This window comes from Effusibacillus lacus, assembly GCF_002335525.1.
Taxonomy (GTDB): Bacteria; Bacillota; Bacilli; order Tumebacillales; family Effusibacillaceae; genus Effusibacillus; species Effusibacillus lacus.
On sequence record NZ_BDUF01000010.1, the window covers coordinates 1 to 22,694 of the forward strand.

22 protein-coding genes, 1 pseudogene and 1 riboswitch are annotated in these 22,694 nt (G+C 51.5%); of the genes and pseudogenes, 19 read left to right on the plus strand and 4 right to left on the minus strand.

Annotated elements, in window-relative coordinates:
• Positions 1 to 99 precede the first annotated feature (99 nt).
• Together EFBL_RS02450 and EFBL_RS20220 are read left to right on the plus strand one after the other, a co-directional pair.
• Positions 100 to 891: a TIGR00266 family protein gene (locus tag EFBL_RS02450; protein ID WP_096180558.1), complete on the plus strand. Its 792-nt coding sequence runs from the start codon at positions 100 to 102 to the stop codon at positions 889 to 891.
• A gap of 454 nt (positions 892 to 1,345) precedes the next feature.
• The gene (locus EFBL_RS20220; protein WP_131927791.1) at positions 1,346 to 1,873 is read left to right on the plus strand and encodes an IS1/IS1595 family N-terminal zinc-binding domain-containing protein; all 528 of its coding nucleotides are present in this window, start codon (positions 1,346 to 1,348) and stop codon (positions 1,871 to 1,873) included.
• Positions 1,874 to 2,915: 1,042 nt separating this feature from the next.
• On the opposite strand, the pseudogene EFBL_RS21595 reads toward EFBL_RS20220, so the two are convergent.
• The 3 genes and pseudogenes from EFBL_RS21595 to csaB all read right to left on the minus strand — a co-directional run.
• Positions 2,916 to 3,235, minus strand: a pseudogene (locus EFBL_RS21595) (redoxin domain-containing protein); the annotation flags it as partial.
• 188 nt (positions 3,236 to 3,423) lie between these two features.
• Entirely contained in the window at positions 3,424 to 4,332 is a 909-nt protein-coding gene (locus EFBL_RS02465; protein WP_096180560.1) for a polysaccharide deacetylase family protein, read from the minus strand.
• 25 nt (positions 4,333 to 4,357) lie between these two features.
• Positions 4,358 to 5,467 carry a polysaccharide pyruvyl transferase CsaB gene (gene csaB, locus EFBL_RS02470; RefSeq protein WP_096180561.1) on the minus strand — a complete coding sequence of 370 codons (1,110 nt, stop codon included), beginning with the start codon at positions 5,465 to 5,467 and terminating at the stop codon, positions 4,358 to 4,360.
• A 155-nt stretch (positions 5,468 to 5,622) separates the two neighbouring features.
• Here csaB and EFBL_RS02475 point away from each other — a divergent pair, with 155 nt between their 5' ends.
• From EFBL_RS02475 to EFBL_RS02540, 13 genes are all read left to right on the plus strand, one after another.
• Positions 5,623 to 6,579 (plus strand): LCP family protein, encoded by a 957-nt coding sequence (locus EFBL_RS02475; RefSeq protein WP_096180562.1) that lies wholly within the window; start codon positions 5,623 to 5,625, stop codon positions 6,577 to 6,579.
• Positions 6,580 to 6,581: 2 nt separating this feature from the next.
• Positions 6,582 to 7,322: a WecB/TagA/CpsF family glycosyltransferase gene (locus EFBL_RS02480; RefSeq protein WP_096180563.1), complete on the plus strand. Its 741-nt coding sequence runs from the start codon at positions 6,582 to 6,584 to the stop codon at positions 7,320 to 7,322.
• 64 nt (positions 7,323 to 7,386) lie between these two features.
• On the plus strand, positions 7,387 to 7,860 hold the full coding sequence (locus EFBL_RS02485) for a hypothetical protein (protein ID WP_096180564.1): 474 nt from the start codon (positions 7,387 to 7,389) through the stop codon (positions 7,858 to 7,860).
• Between the two features lie 105 nt (positions 7,861 to 7,965).
• Positions 7,966 to 8,193, plus strand: a complete 228-nt coding sequence (locus EFBL_RS02490) for an alpha/beta-type small acid-soluble spore protein (protein ID WP_096180565.1) — start codon at positions 7,966 to 7,968, stop codon at positions 8,191 to 8,193.
• Positions 8,194 to 8,394: 201 nt separating this feature from the next.
• Positions 8,395 to 9,591, plus strand: a complete 1,197-nt coding sequence (gene metK / locus EFBL_RS02495) for a methionine adenosyltransferase (RefSeq protein ID WP_096180566.1) — start codon at positions 8,395 to 8,397, stop codon at positions 9,589 to 9,591.
• A 218-nt stretch (positions 9,592 to 9,809) separates the two neighbouring features.
• Positions 9,810 to 10,994, plus strand: coding sequence for a sensor histidine kinase (locus EFBL_RS02500; RefSeq protein ID WP_165912724.1), 1,185 nt, complete (start codon positions 9,810 to 9,812; stop codon positions 10,992 to 10,994).
• Positions 10,972 to 11,676: a response regulator transcription factor gene (locus tag EFBL_RS02505; RefSeq protein WP_096180568.1), complete on the plus strand. Its 705-nt coding sequence runs from the start codon at positions 10,972 to 10,974 to the stop codon at positions 11,674 to 11,676. Before EFBL_RS02500 ends, EFBL_RS02505 begins: the two co-directional genes overlap by 23 nt.
• A 55-nt stretch (positions 11,677 to 11,731) precedes the next feature.
• Entirely contained in the window at positions 11,732 to 12,166 is a 435-nt protein-coding gene (locus tag EFBL_RS02510; RefSeq protein ID WP_096180569.1) for a glycosyltransferase, read from the plus strand.
• An 80-nt stretch (positions 12,167 to 12,246) separates the two neighbouring features.
• Positions 12,247 to 12,330: riboswitch (cyclic di-GMP riboswitch) on the plus strand.
• A gap of 405 nt (positions 12,331 to 12,735) precedes the next feature.
• Positions 12,736 to 13,251 (plus strand): phosphatase PAP2 family protein, encoded by a 516-nt coding sequence (locus EFBL_RS02520; RefSeq protein WP_096180570.1) that lies wholly within the window; start codon positions 12,736 to 12,738, stop codon positions 13,249 to 13,251.
• 10 nt (positions 13,252 to 13,261) lie between these two features.
• Positions 13,262 to 14,404, plus strand: a complete 1,143-nt coding sequence (locus EFBL_RS02525) for an MGDG synthase family glycosyltransferase (RefSeq protein WP_096180571.1) — start codon at positions 13,262 to 13,264, stop codon at positions 14,402 to 14,404.
• 28 nt (positions 14,405 to 14,432) lie between these two features.
• The gene (locus EFBL_RS02530; protein WP_096180572.1) at positions 14,433 to 15,593 is read left to right on the plus strand and encodes a glycosyltransferase family 4 protein; all 1,161 of its coding nucleotides are present in this window, start codon (positions 14,433 to 14,435) and stop codon (positions 15,591 to 15,593) included.
• A gap of 17 nt (positions 15,594 to 15,610) precedes the next feature.
• Positions 15,611 to 16,933 (plus strand): UDP-glucose dehydrogenase family protein, encoded by a 1,323-nt coding sequence (locus EFBL_RS02535; protein WP_096180573.1) that lies wholly within the window; start codon positions 15,611 to 15,613, stop codon positions 16,931 to 16,933.
• Positions 16,934 to 17,088: 155 nt separating this feature from the next.
• Positions 17,089 to 19,377, plus strand: a complete 2,289-nt coding sequence (locus EFBL_RS02540) for a GGDEF domain-containing protein (protein WP_096180574.1) — start codon at positions 17,089 to 17,091, stop codon at positions 19,375 to 19,377.
• Positions 19,378 to 19,685: 308 nt separating this feature from the next.
• Here the strand turns inward: EFBL_RS02540 and EFBL_RS02545 are convergent, their stop codons facing one another.
• Positions 19,686 to 19,991, minus strand: a complete 306-nt coding sequence (locus EFBL_RS02545; RefSeq protein WP_096180575.1) for a hypothetical protein — start codon at positions 19,989 to 19,991, stop codon at positions 19,686 to 19,688.
• Between the two features lie 168 nt (positions 19,992 to 20,159).
• Here EFBL_RS02545 and EFBL_RS02550 point away from each other — a divergent pair, with 168 nt between their 5' ends.
• From EFBL_RS02550 to EFBL_RS02565, 4 genes are read left to right on the plus strand one after another with little or no spacing between them, the layout of a single operon-like run.
• Positions 20,160 to 20,408 carry a hypothetical protein gene (locus tag EFBL_RS02550; protein ID WP_096180576.1) on the plus strand — a complete coding sequence of 83 codons (249 nt, stop codon included), beginning with the start codon at positions 20,160 to 20,162 and terminating at the stop codon, positions 20,406 to 20,408.
• Between the two features lie 26 nt (positions 20,409 to 20,434).
• Entirely contained in the window at positions 20,435 to 21,202 is a 768-nt protein-coding gene (locus tag EFBL_RS02555) for a GNAT family N-acetyltransferase (RefSeq protein ID WP_096180577.1), read from the plus strand.
• Positions 21,203 to 21,229: 27 nt separating this feature from the next.
• On the plus strand, positions 21,230 to 22,222 hold the full coding sequence (locus tag EFBL_RS02560) for a lysophospholipid acyltransferase family protein (RefSeq protein ID WP_096180578.1): 993 nt from the start codon (positions 21,230 to 21,232) through the stop codon (positions 22,220 to 22,222).
• Positions 22,215 to 22,691 (plus strand): DedA family protein, encoded by a 477-nt coding sequence (locus EFBL_RS02565; RefSeq protein WP_165912726.1) that lies wholly within the window; start codon positions 22,215 to 22,217, stop codon positions 22,689 to 22,691. Before EFBL_RS02560 ends, EFBL_RS02565 begins: the two co-directional genes overlap by 8 nt.
• The last annotated feature ends 3 nt before the right edge of the window (positions 22,692 to 22,694 follow it).

Genomic DNA, 22,694 nt, shown 5'->3' on the forward strand with positions numbered 1-22,694 from the left:
CAAATATTATCCATGGGTGCTTCGTACGTCAAAGATGAAATATTGTGATAGAGCGAGAAAAACGTAGAAAACATTAATTTATTGAGGGAGGAATGTTAGATGAACGCGCATCAAATCGATTTTAAGATTCACGGAGATGACATGCAGTTTGTTGAGATTGAACTGGACCCGCAGGAAAGTGTCGTTGCGGAGGCCGGCGGGCTGATGATGATGGAAGACGGCATCAGCATGGAAACCATCTTCGGCGACGGCTCCCAGGAGAACAAAGGGATTATGGGCAAGTTGTTCAGTGCCGGAAAACGGCTGCTGACTGGTGAAAGTCTCTTCATGACCGTGTTTACCAATGCCGGACAGGGCAAGCGCCACGTATCCTTTGCGGCCCCTTATCCCGGCAAAATCGTTCCGCTGGATCTAAGTGAGCTTGGCGGTAAGGTAGTTTGCCAAAAAGACTCTTTCCTCTGCGCGGCAAAAGGCGTATCCGTGGGAATAGAGCTCCAGCGCAAGCTGGGAACCGGCTTCTTCGGCGGTGAAGGCTTTATCATGCAAAAACTTGAAGGAGACGGTCTGGCATTCGTTCACGCAGGCGGGACCATTTACGAAAAACAGCTGCAGCCAGGCGAGCTGCTGCGGATTGACACCGGTTGTCTGGTTGCCTTTACGAAAGAAGTCGACTATGACATCGAGTTCGTCGGCGGGGTCAAGACCGCCTTGTTCGGAGGAGAAGGTCTGTTTTTTGCCACTCTTCGCGGCCCGGGAAAAGTATGGGTCCAATCCCTGCCCTTTAGCCGTCTGGCAAGCCGCGTGTTTGCAGCCGCTCCGCAAGGCGGCGGTCATCGTACCGGGGAAGGCAGCATCCTGGGCGGTCTCGGCGACCTGTTTGACGGCGATTGATCCCTGAAAGCGGCAAAAGTGTGAATCCCCGGTGGATTCACACTTTTTTTCAGGTACCGTGTCTTTTCCACATGTCTTCCGAAAGTAACCTTCAACCCCATCTCTGCAAATCGCTTTGTCGCGACCTCCCGCTGATTCTGTGCAACAATCGACAGACTCCGGCTGGGTGCGATCACACGAATTTCGTCCCCGGATCTTAATTTGCATGGAATTATGCCAACCGCCTCCCGAGATCATCTGGCACCCCGCCCTTTTGTTAAGCAGGCTTGTGGGTGTTTTATTATTTATCCATTTATTAAACAGGATTGTGGGTGATTGTTCAAGCATTTGGGTTTCACCAGAAGGTCATTTTGTTAAGCAAGATTGTGGGTGAAATTTTTTGAAACGGGGGTAGATGGAATTTGCAATCAATGGTAAAATGGGAACTGACGTTCGGATGAGGGGGTGATGATTTGTGAACAGGCAGATGGAAATCGGCGAGCAGCGAAAAGAACGTTTTCGCCGTAATTATAACCGCTTTACTGATCCGGAAACTTGCGAGAACGTACTTAACAAGTTGAGGGGCCACAAGCAGCAGGGAGAGATTGTCTGTCCCCATTGTCAGAGTCATGATGTGATTGGCCATGGAAAGTACAGAGATCGACAGCGATACAAATGTAAATGTTGCAGCAAAACCTTCAACGACTTTACAAGCACGCCTCTCCACGGGACTCATTATCCCCATAAATGGGTGAAGTTCCTGGAATGCATGATCAAAGGCGAATCCCTTCGTACAGCAGAAATCAAAGTGAAAGTTCCTTATGTAACCCCTGTTCTATTGGCGGCACAAAATAATTGGGGCCCTTGCCCGAATAGAATCTCAAACAACCGTGAGTTCACCGTCATCAAAGATTCTCCCTTCCCAACACGACACCACATCTCAACAGCGTATACCATCCCAATCCAGCCCTACGACCCAACCCAGTTCTACAACTCAACCTAGCTCTACAACCCAACCCAGTTCTACAACTCAACCTAGCTCTACAACCCAACCTAGCTCTATAAACCAACCCAGCTCTACGGCCCAAGCCAGTTCTACAACCCAAGCCAGTTCTACGGCTCAACCTAGTCCTTCAGCCCAACCAAGTCCTACGACTCCATCAGCCACCACGACCCAATCCCAAACTCCCATCAGATTCCTACGGGATGTAACATCCCTATGGGAAGCGCTGGAAAACTGGTTCGCAAATTCAATCTGGAAACCTGTCCCACCCCTCAAGAAACAGAATGTAAGCAACAACCCCTACTACCGTGTAAGGTATAGGAAGAAGCCATACCCCGGGGTTTTGCCAATGGAGCAGGAACCGTTCAGAGAGTGGATCCAATGCTTTGACAGGATTGCAGTCAAATATTTGCCACGATATATTTCGTGGTTTCGCTTCCTGCAAAAGACGCGTTATAACGGGACTTTGCCCTCAATGATTGAAATGCTTGTAATCGCAAGTTCCGTTCCAATACATCAAACCTACCGTTCATTACGCCAAGCTACATAGGTACAGGATTGCTAACTGTGACATCCTCCCTCCATTGAAATGGAGAACGTTCTGGCCGGATCATCGTAAAAACGGGAAAGTCATTACAACTCTTGACTGTATATACGGTGAAGTCATGGCAACTCTATAGAAGTCTGTCCGACGGATAAAAAATTTCGTATATTTATCCGTCGACTATGATTTATGCAAGGTTTATACAATTACGGCGAATAAATATCCGCAAAAATGCTTCATCGGACAGACTCTTATAAATAGTTACGTGTCCCGGTAAAGTTTTTTCCGGCTTTATGATCACCCACAATTTTGCTTAACAAAACGGAGACTTTTTGGAGGCCACCCCGCAAAGTCTGTTGGATCGCCCACAAATTTGCTTAACAAAAGGGTGGTTTCTGAGGATCACTGATCATATTGGGGGGTGAACCGTGGATTTGAGCAAAACGTGAGGTCAGGGGAAGTGCAGGGGAGTGCAGGGGAAGCCACACTGCTTCCCCGTTACACTGTGCCGATTTTCTGGAAATCAGGACGGATGACTGGCATTCCCGGCACCCAATTGGCGGGTACGCCCGTACGCCGAGACCGGTTTGCCGGCCGTATTGCAGTCCTTGCAGGATGCGCAGGGTCTCCGGGCCGCTCCGTCCGACCTCCCCAGGATATACCAGCTTAGCGACAATGATCCCTTTGGAGTCGATGTAAACAGTTGCTCGATGGGAGGCCCCCGTTTTCGGATCCAAAACCCGGTAATCCCGGCTGATCTGCTGGGTTCTGTCACTGACCAGCGGATACTGGATCTTGCGGGCTGAGGGGGAGATGTCGGTATTCGATTTCCCGATCTTGAGTAAGCGCTGGGGCTGTAAAGCCGGGAGCCAAATCGTCCCGTCCCGCACAAAACGGCATTGAATTCATGGGCGTACCTCCTGGGCATATGTTTCAGCACACCATATGCGGGGTACCTGTCATGTGAGACATTCGGCCATGCCTATTTTTGAGGGGATATAGAAATCTATGGGAACTTCTTCTTGAATTGGTCCATCGTCATGGAACTGGGTATGTAGATTCGCAGCAGGGTGTACACGCCCTGGGAAAGCTCCGCAACACCTTCGTCCATCGCAACGGCAAATTTGTATCCTGCTTCTTTTACATAAGCCAGCGCCTGCTCGTTGTACGCCCCGTATGGATAACAAAAGGAAGTGACCGGAGTGCCCGTCAATTTTTCCAGTTCATATTTGGACTGGACTATTTCCGCACGAAGCCTGTCGTTGTCTTTGTGCTCCGTCAGCCGTACATGGGTCAGGGCGTGGGAACCGAATTCGACGAAACCGCTTTCATGCATCTCTTTAATCATCTGAGCCGTCAGATTGGTCTCCTGATCCAGATGGTCAATGGTCATAAAGACGGTGGCTTTCATGTTCAGTTTCTTCAGAATCGGGAAAGCGGCGGTGTAATTGTCTCTGTATCCGTCGTCCAATGTGATGACGACCGGCTTTGCGGGCAAGGGTTTGCCTGCAGTCCAGTCTTCCAGTTCTTTGAAGGAAAGGGTCTGGTAGCCCGCCTCTTTCAGATGCTGCAGCTGCTGTTCAAACAGCCGGGGCGGGACCCGCAGATCATGCTTTGGAGTTTCGGAGATGGAGTGGTACATCAGGATTGGGATTTTTGCGGCGACTTGTGTGTTCTCTGAGCTTGCTGCAGAACCGGCTGTTCCTGAGGCATTGGCGGCATTATGCTGACTGGGTTCAGTTTCAGCATTATACTGATCGTGTGGAATTCCGGCATTATACTGACCGGGTGGTGTTGCGGCAGCAGGCTGTGGCAGTTCTTGTGCGGGGGGTGCAAATGTCTGGTTTGCAGCAGGGGTGCAGGCAGTGATGGTCAGAAGTACCCCGCAGAAGAGGAAAGTCCATAATGCTTTCAAAAGAGACCACCTCACGGAAACAATGCTATTTCAGGAATTTCACTGCGAATTCGCCGCTTTTTTCCGCTTCCCGGCGCAAAAGGTTCAACGGCTCCGCCATTTGCAGTTTGATCTTGTCCAGGTTTTGCTCCACCTTCTCGATCTGTTGGTTCAACCCCTCGACGGTGACACTGGTAACCCGTTCTCCTTGTGGCAACCCCAGCCGGTGAACGAACCGGTCAATTTTCGGATCGTAGGACAGCGGCACAAAGGGAATACCATACAGGGCAGCGAGAATCAGGGAATGCAAACGCATCCCCACGATCATCTGCATATTTGCAATGATGCTGGATATGTCACGGAACGAGAACTGCCTGTCCAAAAGGACCGCAGGTTCCTGCATAAGGGAGATCACTTCGGCGGATACCCGGACATCTCCCGGATATTGCATGGGGATAAACACTACCTGCCAGCCGCGGCGGGACAATCGGTCACAGGCCTCCGCCAGCACTTTCTTGTAGGGATGACTGGTATTCCAGTTTCGGATGGCAATTCCCGCCACCGGTTTCGAAGCTGTGCCGGTATTACCAAATGTAACGCCAAATTCTTTAAGTATTTCGCGACCGTTTTCTTTTGGGAAAAGGGTCGTATCAATCGACAAGGCCGGGTCGGCCGTAACATGAATGGGCGGTTTGTGAACGCCGATTTTTTTCAAATCGTCGAAAGACTTGTCGTCACGAACTGTTATCAGATCCACTTTGTTGACAATCTGCCGGATCAGTTTTTTGGAAAACGGTCTGTTAACCGGACCAATCCCCTGTGCATAAAACACCACAGGCTTTCCAAACAGCTTGGCCAACGCAACAATGCCAAGATAGTAGATCACGCTTCGGGGACTGCTGACATCCTGCAGCAGGGAACCTCCACCCATGACCAGGAGATCGGAACGCATCAATTCGCGGGTGATCACTGGCAGGCTCCAACGATTATAAGCGGGAATTCCGAACAATTCCCGGGTTCGTTTCGGTTGGTTGGAAAGAACACCAAGTTCGGCGTCGGGACGCAACTTGCGGATAGCCGACATGATGCCGAACAAAACCGTGTCATCTCCCAAATTGTCAAATCCGTAGTAACCGGATATGAGAATTCTCGGCATCAAGTCCCCTCCTTCTGTCCCATCGTGTTCAAGTATATCAATTCAGCCCGAATCTGGAAAGGCAAAACATTCAAGGCAACAAACCGGCTCCCCCTGCAAAGACTAGAAGAAACCAACATTACGGGCAAGATTGTGTTTGCGGATGGGGGTGGATCATGCGGTTTCACAACTTTCTTCTGCTGGCTACCATGGCAGGCCTTCTGGTGACCGGTTCTGTTGCAGGTTCTAAAGGTCTGAACCCTATCGATGGAGAATCGGGGACTGGAAAAAATCCGGCAATCGAAGGCGAGCCAGGGACAGGTTACGGTGTGGACCGGCCAATTGAAAACAGGCCATTGGTACCCAGAAGTCAGACCAGACTCCGCCCAAAATCGTTTCTCATCCTGGGCATTGATACCCGGACCGGCGAATCGTCCCGGTCGGATTCCATCCTGCTGGCCGTTCTCAATCCGGAGCGTCCCACCGTCAATGTAATTCCAATACCGCGCGATACTTATGTACATGTACCGGGCCACGGGCCCACCAAAATCAACCATGCCTTCGCTTATGGCGGCACGCCACTGGTCAAGAGGACGGTGGAAGAATGGCTGCAGACTCCCATTGACCATACGGTGGTGGTGGACTTTAAAGGATTTGAGCAGCTGGTCGATCTGTTGGGCGGCGTTCGGGTGAACGTGGAAAAGAAGATGGATTATGACGATCCGTCAGACGGAACTCACATCCATTTGCGCGCAGGAGATCAAGTGCTGAACGGAAAACAGGCGCTGGACTACTCCCGGTTCCGCCATGATCCGGAAGCCGATACGGGCAGAATCCGCAGGCAGCAGCAGATTGTCCGGGCGTTGATCCATCAAGGCCTGACCTTGGATGCTGTTCCCAAGCTTTTCCCCATTCTGAATATCCTCGGCGATCATGTGAAAACTTCGATTTCCCCGACGGAATTGCTATTGTGGGTACGATCCTTTTACGGGTTCGACCCGGGCAGCATTCATACGGAGACCGTCAAGGGGGTCAACCAGGTAGCCCGCAGCGACGGTTTGTGGTATTTTTTTGTGGAGAAGGACGAACAGGAACGACTGCAACAATTGTTGAATAATTGGCGGGAGTCATGAATATGCCCAAAACCGTTGACAATACTTTTGATATTTTGGGGGTGCCCTTCAGCACCCTTTCTTTTGCGGAGACCATCAATCTGCTTGAAGACTGGATGGGAGGCGCTGTCCCCCGTCAAGTAGTGACGGCAAACCCGGAGATTGTGATGAATGCCCGGGAAGATAAAGAAATGGAGCGGATTCTGCAGCAGGCAGACCTGGTAACGCCGGATGGAATAGGGATCGTGTATGCGGCCAAGATCCTTGGCGGTCCCATAAGGGAACGGGTAACGGGGGCGGACATACTGCCCCCTTTGTTCCGGAAGGCCGACCGGGAGGGCTGGACGGTCTATCTCCTCGGGGCGAGTCCCGAATCAAACCGGTTGGCCCAAGCAAACCTGTCCCGCTTGTATGCCAATCTGAAACTCACCGGCAGAGACGGATTTTTCAGGGAGGAGGAGATTCCTGCCCTTCTGTCGGACATTCGTGCTGCTGCCCCGAAGCTTCTGCTCGTCGGGCTGGGACTTGGCAAACAGGAAAAGTTTATCGCGAAATACTTGCAAGATCTGCAAGTTCCCCTTGCAATCGGGATCGGCGGGTGTATCGATGTCTATGCGGGCACGGTGAAACGGGCGCCTGTCTTGTTCCGGAAGTTGAACATCGAATGGCTTTACCGGCTGCTTAAGCAGCCAAGCCGCTGGCGCAGGCAGTTGGCTCTTCCGAAGTTTGCCCTGACCGTTTTGCTCAAGCGTTTTGGGAAATAGCGGGAGGATTTTGGCAGGCTATGTCGAATACCATCGATAAAGAACCTTAGGAGGACGGCAATTTATGTTTTTGCGTAAACGGGCCGCATTTATCGGTACGATGGTATTGACACTTGGCGCAGGCTTTATGTTGGGGCAGGTGGGGAAAGCAAACACCAATCCGGTTCCGGGATCTGCCGATGATCCGATCGTGACCAAGAGTTATGTGGACAGCAAGCTGGCGGGAATCGGAGCAGGCGCGGGCTCCGGCAGTGCCGCAACCGGCGGTTTCACGGTGCTTGAGATGCAACAGGGGCAGACATTGAAGGCATCGTCTGCGGCAGGCCTGGAAATTATTGTCCGAAGCGGCAGCGTTACGGCGATTCAAGGGCAATTGGGCGGTCTGGCCAACGTAACAACCGGGCAGGACATGTCCGGCGGGGCACAGGTGCCGTTAAACCACCTGATTATCCTGGCCCGCAACGACGGTCGCGGAATCAAGATCAACAGCGCCGGGATCACTTATGTATTGGTACGCGGAGCCTATTCGATACAGTAATTCCCCATAACTCCAGCAATTTGACAGGCTAGCTTTCCGGCTCTGACGCAAACTAGGAATACCGGAATATGATTATTCCGGAAACTGCGTCAGGAGGCGGTTCATGTGGCATTAGGAGCAGGCCGGAAAGGAAACCAACTGGTTCCTGAAGCACACAAGGCGCTGGATGACATGAAGTATGAAATCGCCGCCGAGCTTGGGCTGCCGGTATACCAAGGCAGTGAAGACTATTGGGGACATATCCAAACCCGCGACGCGGGAGCGGTCGGCGGAAAAATGGTGCAGCGACTGGTGGCGTTCTCCCAGAAACAGTTGGCAAGCGAAATTAAATAACCTGTTACAAGGGGGCACTCCGGAGGGAGTGTTCCTTTTATTTGTCTCCTGTTATTTGTTCCCTATGCGGGAGGCGGCGCATATCTTTGCGGCGCATGATAAACGATACGATATGAAGAGATTGACAGGGGGCTGTTTTTAGGATAGTATTGCTAATTGACTTAAATTGTATTCCATCTTCCATAAAAGGGGGGCACCTCCGTGTCAACACGTCGTTATCTGTTTACTTCGGAGTCCGTAACGGAAGGGCATCCGGATAAAATATGCGACCAAATTTCCGATTCGGTACTTGACGCCATTCTGTCCAAAGACCCGAACGCCCGCGTTGCTTGCGAAACTTCCGTAACAACCGGACTTGTTCTGGTTGCAGGCGAAATCACTACCAATACATATGTTGATATTCCAAAAGTCGTTCGGGAAACCATCCGGGAAATCGGGTACACCCGGGCAAAATTTGGTTTTGACGCTGACACCTGCGCAGTGATCACTTCCATCGACGAACAGTCCGCAGATATCGCCATGGGTGTCGATAAGGCACTGGAAGCCCGTGAAGGCAAAATGACCGACGAACAAATTGAGGCAATCGGAGCCGGCGACCAAGGTTTGATGTTTGGCTTTGCCGTAAACGAAACGGAAGAGTTGATGCCCCTGCCGATCTCGCTGGCTCACAAGCTGGCAAGACGTCTGAGCGAAGTGCGCAAGAACGGGACTTTGGAGTATCTCCGCCCAGACGGAAAGACCCAGGTGACCGTAGAGTATGAAGGGAACAAACCGGTGCGGATCGATACCATCGTCATCTCCACCCAGCATTCGGAAGACGTATCCCATGAACAAATTGAAAAGGACATGCATGAACATGTCATCAAACCGGTAGTGCCGGCTGACCTGCTGAATGCAGACACCAAATATTTCATCAACCCGACAGGCCGGTTCGTAATTGGCGGACCGCAAGGGGATGCGGGTCTTACCGGCCGCAAGATCATTGTCGACACCTACGGCGGATACGCTCGCCACGGCGGCGGCGCATTCTCCGGCAAAGATCCGACCAAGGTTGACCGTTCCGCTGCATACGCAGCGCGTTATGTGGCCAAAAACATTGTAGCTGCCGGTCTTGCCGACAAGTGTGAAGTACAGTTGGCCTATGCCATCGGGGTTGCCCGTCCGGTCTCCGTCATGGTTGACACCTTCGGCACAGGCAAAGTGGAAGAGGAAGTGATCGTTCGCCTGGTTCAGGAGAATTTTGACCTGCGTCCGGCAGGCATCATCAAGGAACTGGATCTCCGCCGTCCAATATACCGCCAAACGGCTGCTTACGGTCACTTTGGCCGCACCGACCTGGATCTGCCCTGGGAGCGGACCGACAAAGCGGCGATCCTCAAACAGAAGGCCGGGCTGTAGACCCCCAAAAAGAAAAAATATCCAGCGAAAACTATATATATCACCCTTACCCCATTGCATTGGAGGGCACGGCCTTGGCTGTGCCTTCCATTCGTTTTTCTGTTCCGGTTTTTCGACAATTGTTGATTTTTCATGACAAAAAATAGGGATCGGGTTGCAGGAAATTGGGTCTTGATGAAAGAATTAATAGGTCAAAAGTATCAGGGGAGGTTCGGACTGTGTCCCATCCATTCGACACCCGGATCCTCGACCATGCAATCTCGTCCACATTGCAGGCAATCCACCAGGGGAAGCACCAAATTTTCGAGATTGCCGAAGCTTCCCGCAAGGAGTACCAGACCCTGGAACGGGACGTTGCCGGTGTGCAGGCACAGGTATATGAGACGGCGAAAGAAGTCGACCGGCTGCAAACCGAATTGCTGAAATCCCGTCACCGGTTGGCGCTGGTCAGCAGAAGCTTTGGCATGTATACGGAAGTTCAGATGAAAGAGGCTTACGAAGAGGCACAACAACTGCAGACTGCGCTGCTGGTCGTCCGGGAAAGGGAAAAGCAGCTGCGCCTCAGACGTGACGATTTGTCCCAACGGCTGGTAAAATTAGGGGAATTGGTAACGAAAGCGGAAAGCCTGGTTACACAACTTAGCGTGGCTCTTAATTACCTGTCGGGAGAGCATCAGGACATTGACGCGATTCTCGAATCGGTTGAGGAAAAGCAATATCTCGGTATCCGGGTGATTCAGGCACAAGAGGAAGAACGCCGCCGGTTGGCGCGGGAGATTCATGACGGTCCGGCTCAGATGATGGCAAACGTGGTCTTGCGATCCGAAATTGTGGAGAAAGTTCTGGACCGGGATGTGGACAGAGTTCGTGTGGAGCTGCGCGAACTGAAGCAGATGGTTCGTGACAGTCTGTCGGAAGTCAGACAAATCATCTTTGACCTGCGACCCATGGAACTGGATGATTTGGGACTTGCCCCCACATTAAGACGCTATCTTGCAAAGTTTCAGGAAAAACATGGGATCCAGACCGATTTCATCCTGCTCGGGAAGGAAAAAAGGCTGCAGGGCCCTTTGGAAGTGGCGGTATTCCGTTCGGTGCAAGAAGCGCTTTCCAATATACGCAAGCATGCGGAAGCTACGCTTGCCACAGTGAGGCTTGAGATGAGAGAAACTGAAATTGTTGTCCATATTGCGGATAACGGAAAAGGGTTTGACACAAAGAAAGCAAGGGGCAAGCTGGTTGAGAAAGGGCATTACGGGTTGTTGGGGATTAAAGAGCGGATTCAACTGCTTGGGGGTCGGGTGCAATTCCGTTCAAAGATCGGAGAGGGAACCAAAGTGATCATTACTCTGCCGATATCTCATCAAGGAGGCAAAGCAAATGAGCCCTCAGAATCCGATTAAGATCGTTTTGGCGGACGATCACACGTTATTTCGCCAAGGATTGAGACGAATTTTTGAGCTGGAAGAAGATTTTCAAATTATAGGCGAAGCTACTGACGGCGAACAAGCCGTGGCTTTGGCCGGTACAATGACTCCGAGCGTAATCCTGATGGACATTAACATGCCGGAAAGAAACGGAGTCGAAGCAACAAGGCAGATCAAAGAGATGTACCCGGCAATTAAAGTTCTTATCTTATCCATTCATGACGACGAAGCCTACATCTTCGAAGCAATTCGTGCAGGAGCCAACGGGTATCTCCTGAAAGATGTCGAATCGGAAGTCCTGGTTGACGCGGTCCGACAGGTGGCCGGCGGAACGGCATTTATCCATCCTCAGGTTACAACGAAGCTGATCAATGAATTTAAACGGCTAAGCTACAAGATGGGTGGCGGCAGGGTGTTCCAGGATGAAATCGCAACTGCCGTGGAACAGGACACCTGGCAGGATTTGCTGACGCAAAGGGAAATGGAAATTCTGCGTTTAATGGCGGAAGGAAAAAGCAATCGGAACATTGGGGAAACCCTGTTTATCTCGGAGAAAACGGTGAAAAATCACGTTTCTTCCATACTGGGAAAACTCGGGGTTGATGACCGAACCCAAGCTGTTATTACAGCTGCCCGACGCGGGTGGGTCCGACTCTGACGAACGCCTACATAGGGGCCGGCATATATTGACACCACAAGGGGAGGTGGCAGGTGTGCTGGCCCTTTTGATATGGGCTTTTGCCGTATACGGCTTGATTGTAGGGGTAACCAAACTGGTCCGTTTTTTCTATAGACGTTCCTCGCCAGAGAACCGCCTGACTTTGGTACTGTTGGTGCAGGACGGGGAGAATTACGTGGAGGGACTCCTTCGCACTATCTGCTACAGGGCGTTTCTGTCCAAAAAAGAGATGCGGATTGTGCTGGTGGATACCGGATCCCGGGATACGACCCGGGAAATCATAAGACGCCTGGAAGAAAATGACGCCAGAATCGAACTGGTGGAAAGCAGTCAGGAATTTGATCCGGAGCTGATACGGGCATTGTGGGCAGAAACAGGAACTGAGAGTCCGTTTCTCCTGATCGACCTGCGGGGATATAAAAATAACAGGAAAATAATCCCTTATTTGGCGGTAATTGTCGAATTATAAAGTAATTTCCCGAAAAATAGTCCTACAGTCCTATGTACTATTTTGTCGACATATGTAAAATTTAAGACAAGGAATGAGTCAATCACAAAGGGCAAACCTGATCGAAAGACAGGGACGCAAAGCCATGGGTCTACAGCGAAAGCTATGATCGCCAGGCTGCTGATTGTTCCGGTGAATTGCTCAATCCCACAAAAGGTTTCCTCATTGACCCTTTTGGAATCCCCCTACCCCCCACAACCAAGAGATCCCTCTCCTGAGGGATCTCTTGGTCTGTTTGCCGTTTTTACACATAGTTTACAAAAGCTGCCGGAATTGGGGCGTGTCTTCGGCAGAACCATTAAGGAGTTTAAGGATTCGACCCGCAATCTGCTGCTTGATGACCCCGAACCGGAAAAGAAAGTGTCCTGATCCTGTTGTTCCGACAATTCCCTGCGCTTCTTGAAACATTCCAAGAAGCGCTTTTTGCACTTGTAAGATAAGCGCTAGTATTTGAATTCTTAAGCTAACCTTTATATTTTCTTAATAATTCGATGGTACGTTAAGACTGAGAGGAAGGGAGGAACCACCTGATGCAGAAAATGACCGATTGGGTACGGGGCGGAGACATCACGACATTTTTCTGGGTGAACCATAGTTTGAGATCCTCGCTGCTGGACAAAATAATGCCATGCATCACCCACTTCGGAGGGGCGGTCTGGAGCATTCTGCTGGCACTGGCTTTGCTGCTCTTCGGCAATTCGTTCCTGATGAAGACGGGCGTTCATATGGCTTTGAGTTTGTTGATCAGTCATCTGGTTGTCAGCGTGTGCAAGAAAGTATATCCGCGGCGAAGGCCTTATCAGGCCCTTGAAGATGTATGCACCGGGCGCAAGTTGCTCTGTGACGCGTCATTTCCTTCCGGACACTCGACGGCCGCTTTTTCCATGGCGACCGTGTTGACAATTGCATTTCCCGCTTTTACGGCTGTGTTCTACGGTGTGGCCGTACTCGTGGCTTTATCCCGGGTATATCTCGGTTTGCATTATCCGACTGACATTGCCATCGGTGCAATGCTTGGTACCGTTACCGCATTGGTGATAGCTTAAGGAGGGACCCATGCCGCATTTCGTATTGTTGTCCGAATCGATTGGAGCGGGTCATGACCGGGCTGCCTCCGCGATTGAAGAATCGTTGCTGACATCCTTCCCGGATGCGCGGGTGACGAGACTGAACCTGCTGGATACGTTTCGCCCGCTCACGGCAAAAGTGACTCGCGCCTTGTATCTGGAAACACTGGCCCGGCGGCCGGGCTGGTGGGGGAAATGGTACGAGTGGCAGCGGGAGAAGGAAATGAACGGGTTCAGCCGCCTGATTGTTCACCGTGTGTTGAAAAAAGACGTAGGTTCCTGGTTGAGACGCCTGGCTCCTGATGCGGTTGTCTGCACGCACCCGCTCCCGGCGTGCCTGATCGCGGAAATGAAACGCAAGGGGCTGCAGGTTCCCTTGTGTACAGTCATTACCGATTTTGATATGCACGGATACTGGACACACCAAGGGGTGGATCTCTACTGCGTTCCTGCGCAACCAATCGCAAACGTTCTGCATAAGCGTCTCCGTTATCCCGCAGAAGTCCGGGTGACAGGGATTCCCGTATCCCGTTCGTTTCTGGAAGCGTTATCCGGTTCGGAAACCGCAGAGGGTATCAGACCGGATTCTGAAAACAGAATTCTGATTATGGGCGGAGGCTTGGGAATCGGCGTAACCCCAATGGTCGAGTCGATTGCCGATTCCTGCGGCGCTTGCAAGATCACTGTGGTTTGCGGCCACAATCAGACCCTGCAGGAAGAATTGGAGAGCCGGTACGGACAGAACGGCAACATTACTATATACGGGTACACTAGACAGATTGCCAGGCTGATGGCCCAACATCATGTGCTTGTTACCAAACCGGGCGGCTTGACCGTATCGGAAGCCCTGACCATGAAACTGCCGATGGTGCTGTATACTTCGATACCCGGACAGGAACAGCGAAACGGGGAGCTGATGACCCGGTTGGGAGTGGCTTATTCCGCGGATACACCGGACGAAGCGGCTGATCTGGCTCTTTATCTTGCGGAGAACAAGACGGTTCGGGAAACAATGATCAGACGCATGGAGACCATCCGTCGTCCGAAAGCTGCCGAGGAAATTGCGGAAGCTGTGATGGAGAAAGCGCTGGAACACCGTGGACGGCACTCCCGCCTGCGGATGATCCGGTAAATATGTCAGATATCAAGGGGGGATTGGTTTGCGGATTGCACTGTTTACAGACACGTTTGCGCCTCAAGTTAACGGAGTCACCATGACGCTGAACCGCTTGGTCAACTACTGGGAAAGAAAAGGAATCGAGTTTCTGGTGTTTGCTCCTGACGATGCGGAACGGGTTGAAGATACGGATCATATCCGGCGGGTGCTGAGCTTTCCGTTTCCGTTGTATCCCGAATGCCGCATTCCGTTGTCCCGCTACGCAAAGATAGAAAAACAACTCCTCGAATTCAAGCCGGATCTGTTGCACCTGGTAACGCCTTTCACGCTGGGATTGATCGGTCTCCGCTTTGGCCAGCGCCATAACGTTCCAATGGTCGCCTCTTACCATACGAATTTTGACCAGTACCTGGATTACTACCGCTTGTCTTTCCTCAAAAAAATGCTCTGGTCCTATCTGAACTGGTTCCATAGTAATTGTGAACGCACCTATTGCCCTTCTTCCGCCACCAAAGAAATACTTGAAGCCAACGGAATCCCCAATGTGGAGATCTGGAGCCGGGGAATCGATGCCTCCCGTTACCAACCGCAGAACCGTAACCCCCATATCAGGGAAAAATACGGAATAGACGACTCCAAGCTGCTGCTTCTGTACGTGGGTCGCATGGCACCCGAGAAAGACATCGACATCCTGCTGGAAAGTTTTCACTCATTGCCCCAGGATGTGGCAGACCGTGTGCACCTGATGATGGTAGGAGACGGGCCGCTGATGTCGAAGATTCAACAACAGCAGGAAACGTCCATCACCTGGACCGGATTCCTGCGTGGCAGGGAACTCGCCGAAATGTACGCGTCATGTGATTTGTTTGTGTTTCCTTCCAGCACGGAAACTTTCGGCAACGTGGCTTTGGAAGCCATGGCATCCGGACTGCCGGTGGTCGGGGTGGAAGCTGGAGGTGTGTTGGACATTGTAACACATATGAAGAATGGTCTCCTGTGTCATGCCCGATCGGTGGAATCCTTCCGGGAAGGAATCGCTTTGCTGGTTCGCAATGACAACCTCCGGCTGCAGATGGCCCATTTTGCACGCATTCAAGCTGTCAGGAGAGATTGGGACTCGGTCTTTGACCGTCTGGCGAAAAGCTATCTGTCGGTGTTGGAAATCGAATCTTTGGGCCGCGAAGCGTTTGCGGCACTGAAATAAAGGCGGGTGCGGAATCTATGAGAATTTGCGTTGTGGGTGCAGGATATGTGGGATTGGTGTCGGCTGCCGTATTTGCTGACTGGGGGCACGATGTGGTCTGTCTTGACAATGACCCCCTGAAGATCGGGCGCATCAGGGCGGGGAATCTGCCGGTATACGAACCGGGGCTCCCGGAGATGGTCTCACGCAATATGGAGAAAAAGTCGCTGCGCTTTACCACCGATTGGGAAGTGGCGGTGAAAGACAGGGAATTGGTGATGGTTGCGGTGGGGACGCCACCCGGAGAGGATGGGCATCCGAATCTGACCGCCCTCTGGAACGTGGTAAAATCCCTGAAAGCTTCCATCAGGGATCATGTGCTGGTTGCAATAAAAAGCACCGTGCCGGTGGGAACGTGCGCTGCCGTATCCCGCTTTCTGAATGAAGACCGGGAAGGCAGGTTCGACATCATTTCCGCACCTGAATTTCTTCGTCAAGGTTCTGCCATCAACGACTTCATGTCGCCTGACCGAATGGTCATCGGATGCAGGACAGAGGCTGCCAGACAAAGCATGAAGGAGTTGTTTGAACCGCTGGACTGTCCGGTGATCTTTACCGACTGGCAAAGTTCCGAAATGATCAAGTATGCGGCCAATGCCTATCTGGCAATGAAGATCTCTTTTATCAACACCATTGCCAACCTGTGCGAAGAAGCGGATGCCAACATCTACCAAGTGGCCCTCGGGATCGGCCTCGACCGCCGGATTGGCCCCGCATTCCTGAAACCGGGCATCGGCTTTGGCGGGTCCTGTTTGCCCAAAGACACCAAAGCTCTGGTAGCTTTGGGAGAAACCTATGGAGTCAACGTATCGCTCTTTCAGGAAGTGCTTCGAATCAATCACGAACAGCGTGTGAGAATCGTCAAGAAACTGGAGGCCCGTCTGGAAGGGCTTGCCGGCAAACGGATCGCCGTACTGGGGTTGGCGTTTAAGGCGAATACAAATGATGTGAGGGAAGCGCCAGCGCTTGCCATCATCCATCAGATTGTTCAGGCTGGCGGGCAAGTGGTCGCTTACGATCCGGTAGTTGATATGAAAGATTTAAGTCCGCTCTATGGATTTACACCTGCGGAAGATGCCTACCAGGCGGTGACCCATGCCGATGCGGCTGTTCTATTGACCGAATGGGATGAATTCTATGGTCTTGAGCTGGAGCGAGTGCGGGAGCTGATGAACCAACCGCTGCTGGTCGACGGTCGCAACCTCTTTGCCCCGCAAGTGATGAGACAATTGGGATTCCATTATATCCCAGTGGGGATTTCCGAGGAACATGTGGCGAATTCCCTTGTACCAACCGCATAGTCTGCCTTTTCCGGTACTTTAATAAAGCCCAAAATCGGGCTTTTTTTGTTGATCGATTATTTTTACAAAACGTTTAACTTTTAAATGTAAGGACATGATATAATTTCATTTACCATCGTTATTTGGCGTATAATGTCGAAAAGGGGTCCTTACAGATGGCCGATCGGCTTTCGTTTCTGATGTTCCTGTCGGACAGCCTGAATAATATGAAGTTTGCCGAGCAGATCAGCAAAGAATTGAAGAGACACCCGATCGGCCTGATTTATCTCGACATCAAACACTTTGGCGAGATTGAGCGGAAATACGGCCACAAGGTTTGCGACCGGATTCTGAGGGCGCTGAAGCAGCTGATTGTCGAGGCATCCAAATCGGACAAGGGAGAAATCCTGGTTTACAAGATCCTTGGGGATGATGTGTTTCTCTTTGTCCGGATGAAACAGGATGAAGCAAAAATCATGAAGGCAGGTCTTCGCGACGTGTCGCAGGAGTTGCGGATCGAGTTGCAGAACAAGTTGAACCAGTTGAAGGTGCTTCCGGAAGACATTGAACTGTACTCTGGGACATCCATATTGAACCAGAATTCCAAACGAAGCATCGACAACCTGTTGTATCATGCCATCAAAGAGGCCATTTTCGAAGCCAAGAGTGAAGCGGACACGGAATATACCCTGCTGCGGGCGGAATTCAGAGAGATCCTGGAACGGAAGAACATCACGGCTCATTATCAGCCGATTGTCTCCCTGTCCACAGGGGAAGCATATGGCTATGAGGCTTTGACAAGGGGACCGAAGGACAGCTATTTTGCAGCGCCCACGAGGCTGTTTGATTTTGCCGAGAAGGAAGAACAGCTCTATGCCCTGGAATCAATCGCCCGGGAGCGGGCCATCATCAGTTTTGCGGGCAACGACCCTTTCCTTAAACTGTTTCTCAATATGAACGCGAATGTGATTCTGGATCCGCAGTTTACACCGGGGCAGACGTTGAAGCTGTTGAAGAAGTTCAATCTGACGCCGCAAAACGTTGTGTTTGAAATTACGGAGCGGCAATCGATCGATGATTTTTCCACATTCACGAAAGTACTGGAGTACTACAGGAAGCAGGGGTACCGGATCGCCATCGACGATGCGGGGGCCGGCTATTCTTCCCTGCAGGCGATTGCAGAATTGCGTCCTGATTATATTAAGATTGACCGGTCCATCATCTCGGATATTGACAGGGACAAGATCAAGGAAATCCTGCTCGACACCCTGATTGATTTTGCGCGCAAGATCAATTGCCACATCATTGCCGAAGGGATCGAGACCAACGAAGAATTGACGAAAGTGATACGGCTGGGAGCCCATTTCGGGCAAGGATACCTGCTTGGCCGGCCGGGTGCCGGGTTTGCCGGTGTTTCGGACCAGGCAGTTGAGCTTATCAAGAAACACCGGGCGCCGGATCTGACAAGTTCAACCAACACAATGACAGTGGGGGATATTGTACGCCCCATCCGGATGTTTGAGGAGCAGACATTGGTGTCCGAAGTGGTTGAATACTTCAACAAACTTCCCAATGAATCGGGAGTTGTCATCGTCCGGGGAAAAAAACCGGTCGGGCTTGTCATGCGGGAAAAGTTGTTCCAAAGTCTGGCCTCTCAATACGGAGTGCCCCTTTACTGGAAACGAAGCATCCAAAAGCTGATGGACGGATATCCGCTTGTACTGGAGGAAAGCGTACCGGTGGAAACCGCATCGCGGTTGGCAATGGCCCGGGATCAACAAAGAATCTATGATTATGTGATTGCAACCCGCGAAGGTGAAATCAGCGGGGTAGTCAGCATTCAATCCATCCTGGACACAATGACCGACGTCAAAATAGAGCTTGCCAAGGAATCAAACCCGCTGACCGGACTCCCGGGAAACCGGCGGGTGGAGCGGGAATTGGCCCGCCGTATCGGTCAAAACAAGCCTTTTTCCATCATCTATGCGGATCTGGATTATTTCAAATGGTTCAATGACCAGTATGGGTTTCAACGCGGGGATAGGGTGATCCGTTTCCTGGCGGAACTGCTGCAAGCCGCTACGGCAATCGCGAATGTGGAGGATGAATTTGTCGGCCATATCGGCGGGGACGATTTTATCATGATCACCTCGCACCCGAATCCGTCCGAATTGTGTGAGCACATTATCGGCCAGTTTGACAAAGAAATTCGCAATTATTACGACCAGCAATTGCTTGAGGCGTTGGATTCGGGCGGCGGATGGTTGTCTGTTACCAACCGTCAGGGAGAGGTTGTGCCTGCCAAGGGGGTCTGCCTTTCCCTTGCTTTGCTGGAGTGTCTTGGCGGGGATATGTCCTGCCTGTCTCTGGAGGTAATCTCAAAGCGGGCGGGCGAACTGAAAAAGTTGGCCAAGGAGCGTGTCGGCAGCGTGTATGTAAAAGGAAGCTGCCAACTGCAAAGGTAAGAAAAAACAGGACTGTTTTTCAGGCTAATTTTTGTCGATTCAAAGGAACTCCCTGAAATAGGACTGTTTTTTAGTCCTATATGCCAATTCTTGCTTGTGACCTCGAAACACACCCGAATAAGACTGAATCTCAGCCCTATTTTTGAAGCGGCAATCAATAAGTCCAAAATAAGGCTGACAATCAGTCTTATTTCCACAATTGGTACATTATGTAAACTGAACTCTTTGCAGATTCCGTTAAGTCCAATCAATCCCACCTTTCATTCTATATCCCGATTCTGGAGATAACTTGGTCAAATCGTTAAGATTCAATGGATTTGCGGGCGACTCTCGCTGACTCCCGAATCAACGGCAGATCCCTCCATCAGATGTGCCATTGTATCACGGGACTCGTTCAGCATGTTGCTCATCGTACCGGTGGAATGAGTCCCACCGGCTGCAAGGCCGGTTGCTGCGTTTTTGACCGTATCGGCGGCACCCAGCAAAAGGGATGTTCCCTTAACCAGAACCTGCCGGGTGGCTTTCCTGGCTTCCGGGGACAGTGCCAAAACGACGCCGGCAACTGTCAAGGCAATCCCCAGAGGGGAAGACATGTTAAAAATCCGCTTCATCATAACAGGCTCCTCCTTAAACAAGATGTTGCAACATAATATGGGAAACAATTGCGATTTCTATTCACAATTCACCTTAACCGAAAAATTACGAAATATTTACACGAACGAAACGAGTTCTTTATGCCGGTCTGATACCCTTAATGCAACAAGTGAAAAGGGGAGTTGCAGTTGTTGAAGTGTCCGGTTTGCTTCGAGTTGTTGGAACAGTTGACGACAGTTCATTGCGAGACAGTGCACGGGTTGACGAAACAACAAGTAATCGAGCAGTACGGAAAACCGAAACCTTTTTTTATGGAGTTTGCAATTGCTGATCTGCCAAGGGTTTCACCGGTGATTCGGTCAAGCGATTTTGCGAATTCGCAGCAAATTACGGACCGCATCCGGTCAAAAACCCGCAAATTTCATTGTGACCGTTGAGTCACGATGCGGAAGGCGTGGTAAGGATGAGTCAACCTGCCGAGAGACTGAAACAGGCGTCTGCATTTGAAGTGAAGCTGGCCGTTCGGGCGGAGGAGATTGAACAGGCGCTGCGGTTAAGGTACAAAGTGTTTGTCGAAGAAGCCGGGAACCTGCGCTTACTGAATGAAAGCAAGCTGGAGACTGACGAGTACGACGCGTATTGTGACCATCTGATTGTCACCGACCTGGAAACGGAGCAAGTGATTGGCACTTACCGGCTGCTGCCCGGCGACAGGGCGGTGCGGAATAAAGGTTTTTATTCGGAGACGGAGTTCGACCTGTCCGGTTTCCGGGAGTATAAACTGCAGACACTGGAACTGGGAAGAAGCTGTATTGCACCGGAGTATAGAGGGAGCAAGGCGATTCAGCTGCTGTGGGAAGGCATTGCCGGATATATTACGGAACACGGCCATCAATACCTGATCGGCTGTGCCAGCGTTCATATGAAAAATTTGCAGGAGCTGAACGCACTCTACAGCATGTTGCGGAGCAAAGGCGTGATTACCGACAGGTTCGGGATTCAACCGCTTCCTGCGCACCGGATCAAGGATCTTGAATTTACGCCGGTGGAAGCGGATGACAAGGAAGTGTTTCGCAGGCTGCCTCCGCTAATGAAAGGCTATCAGTGGCTGGGGGCTGAAATCGGCGGGGAACCCGCCTATGATCCGATATTTGACACCACCGATTTCTTGATTGTGCTGGATACGGCAAAAGTCACCAGGAGATATCGCCGCCATTTTCTGGGACGTTGATGAGCAGTTTGAACGGGAGGAGAAAGTTTGTACAACTGGATCGGGACCCTCACGCAAGATCAGAAACGGCTGCAGATTCTGGCAAGATGGATGCGGCTGGTTCCTCGCCCCCTGGTTTATGCAACGCTTTGGACGATTGGTTGGCTGATCTGTTTGGGCGCGGGAAGTGTCAGGCAGCAAGTCAGGAGAAACATGGCCGAACTGCTGCAGGAAGAAACCCCCGGTCGAATTGCCAGGTTCAGCCGGGAGTATTTCTGCAACCTGCCTCTGGTTCTCTATGAAATTCTGTTGGATTCTCATACTCTGGAATCCACAAAAGACTGGCGATTTCTCACCGAGGGGGAAGAACATCTGCAGGAAGCCCTCCGTCACGGTCGAGGAGCGATCCTGCACACGGCCCACGTAGGCAACTTTTTCTACTACTATTGGTACCTGTCCCAAAAATATCCCTGCTTGACTGTTGTGACGGCAAGCAGCCCGGAGATCCGGCCTCTGTATCTGATCTTTCAGCAGTTGGGCTGTCATGGGCTGGATTACGACGAGACCCCGCATCTGGAACTGATTCGCACTTTGCGCAAACACCTGGCAGGAAACGGTGTGGTGTTTCTGCTGGGGGACTTCTGGCGGCCCGCGTTTCCGAAGGCCACATTCTTCGGAAGGGAGACACGCAGTCCCGGTGGAACGGCTGCTCTGGCATTGGACCAACAGGTGCCGGTTGTGCCCTTCTACGGCTGCAGAATTAAGGGATTTCGACACCGTTTGTGCTTTGGTCCGCCCGTTTACCTGCATGAGGAATTTGAGCGTCATCAGCGAACAGAGGCAACGAATCGGTTGAACATTCTGATGGAACGGGTGATCCGCCGATTGGTTCCGGGGCAGTGGTTCTACTGGTTCAATTCGGAAGAGCGTTGGGAACCAACGGAACAAGTGAAAGGAACGGAACAAGTGCAGCGATCGGAACAAGTGGTACGAACTGAATCGGCCGATCGAGTGGAAGACGGGGGTGCCACCGTTGCCTGATTCCTTTGTTCTGATTCAAGAATACGGATATTTCTTCTTGTTTCTGATTGTATTGTCCGGGGTGTTGGGCTTTCCCGTCCCGGATGAAGGGGTGCTGTTCTTTGCCGGTGTCCTGATTGCCAAGGGCTTGATGAGTTTTGTACCCGCATTGGTTGTGTCCGTTGGGGCAGTCATGCTGGGCTCCTTTGTCAATTACCGGGTGGCAAGCCTGTGCGGTGTCTGGAAGATGGCACGCTGGGGAAGACGGATCGGGTTTCCGGTCCACAGATGGAAACGGTCAGTCCGCATTATGCGACGATATGGGATATGGGCAGTGCCTGTCTCCTATTTCATTCCCGGCGTGAGAATGGGCGTGTCCTACGGAGCCGGTTTGCTGCGGCTCCCGGCGCGGGAATATACCATAAGTGCGTTTGTTGGGGTTGTTGCCTGGGTTGGATTGTACTTGTGGCTTGGATCATTGGTAGCCTAACGA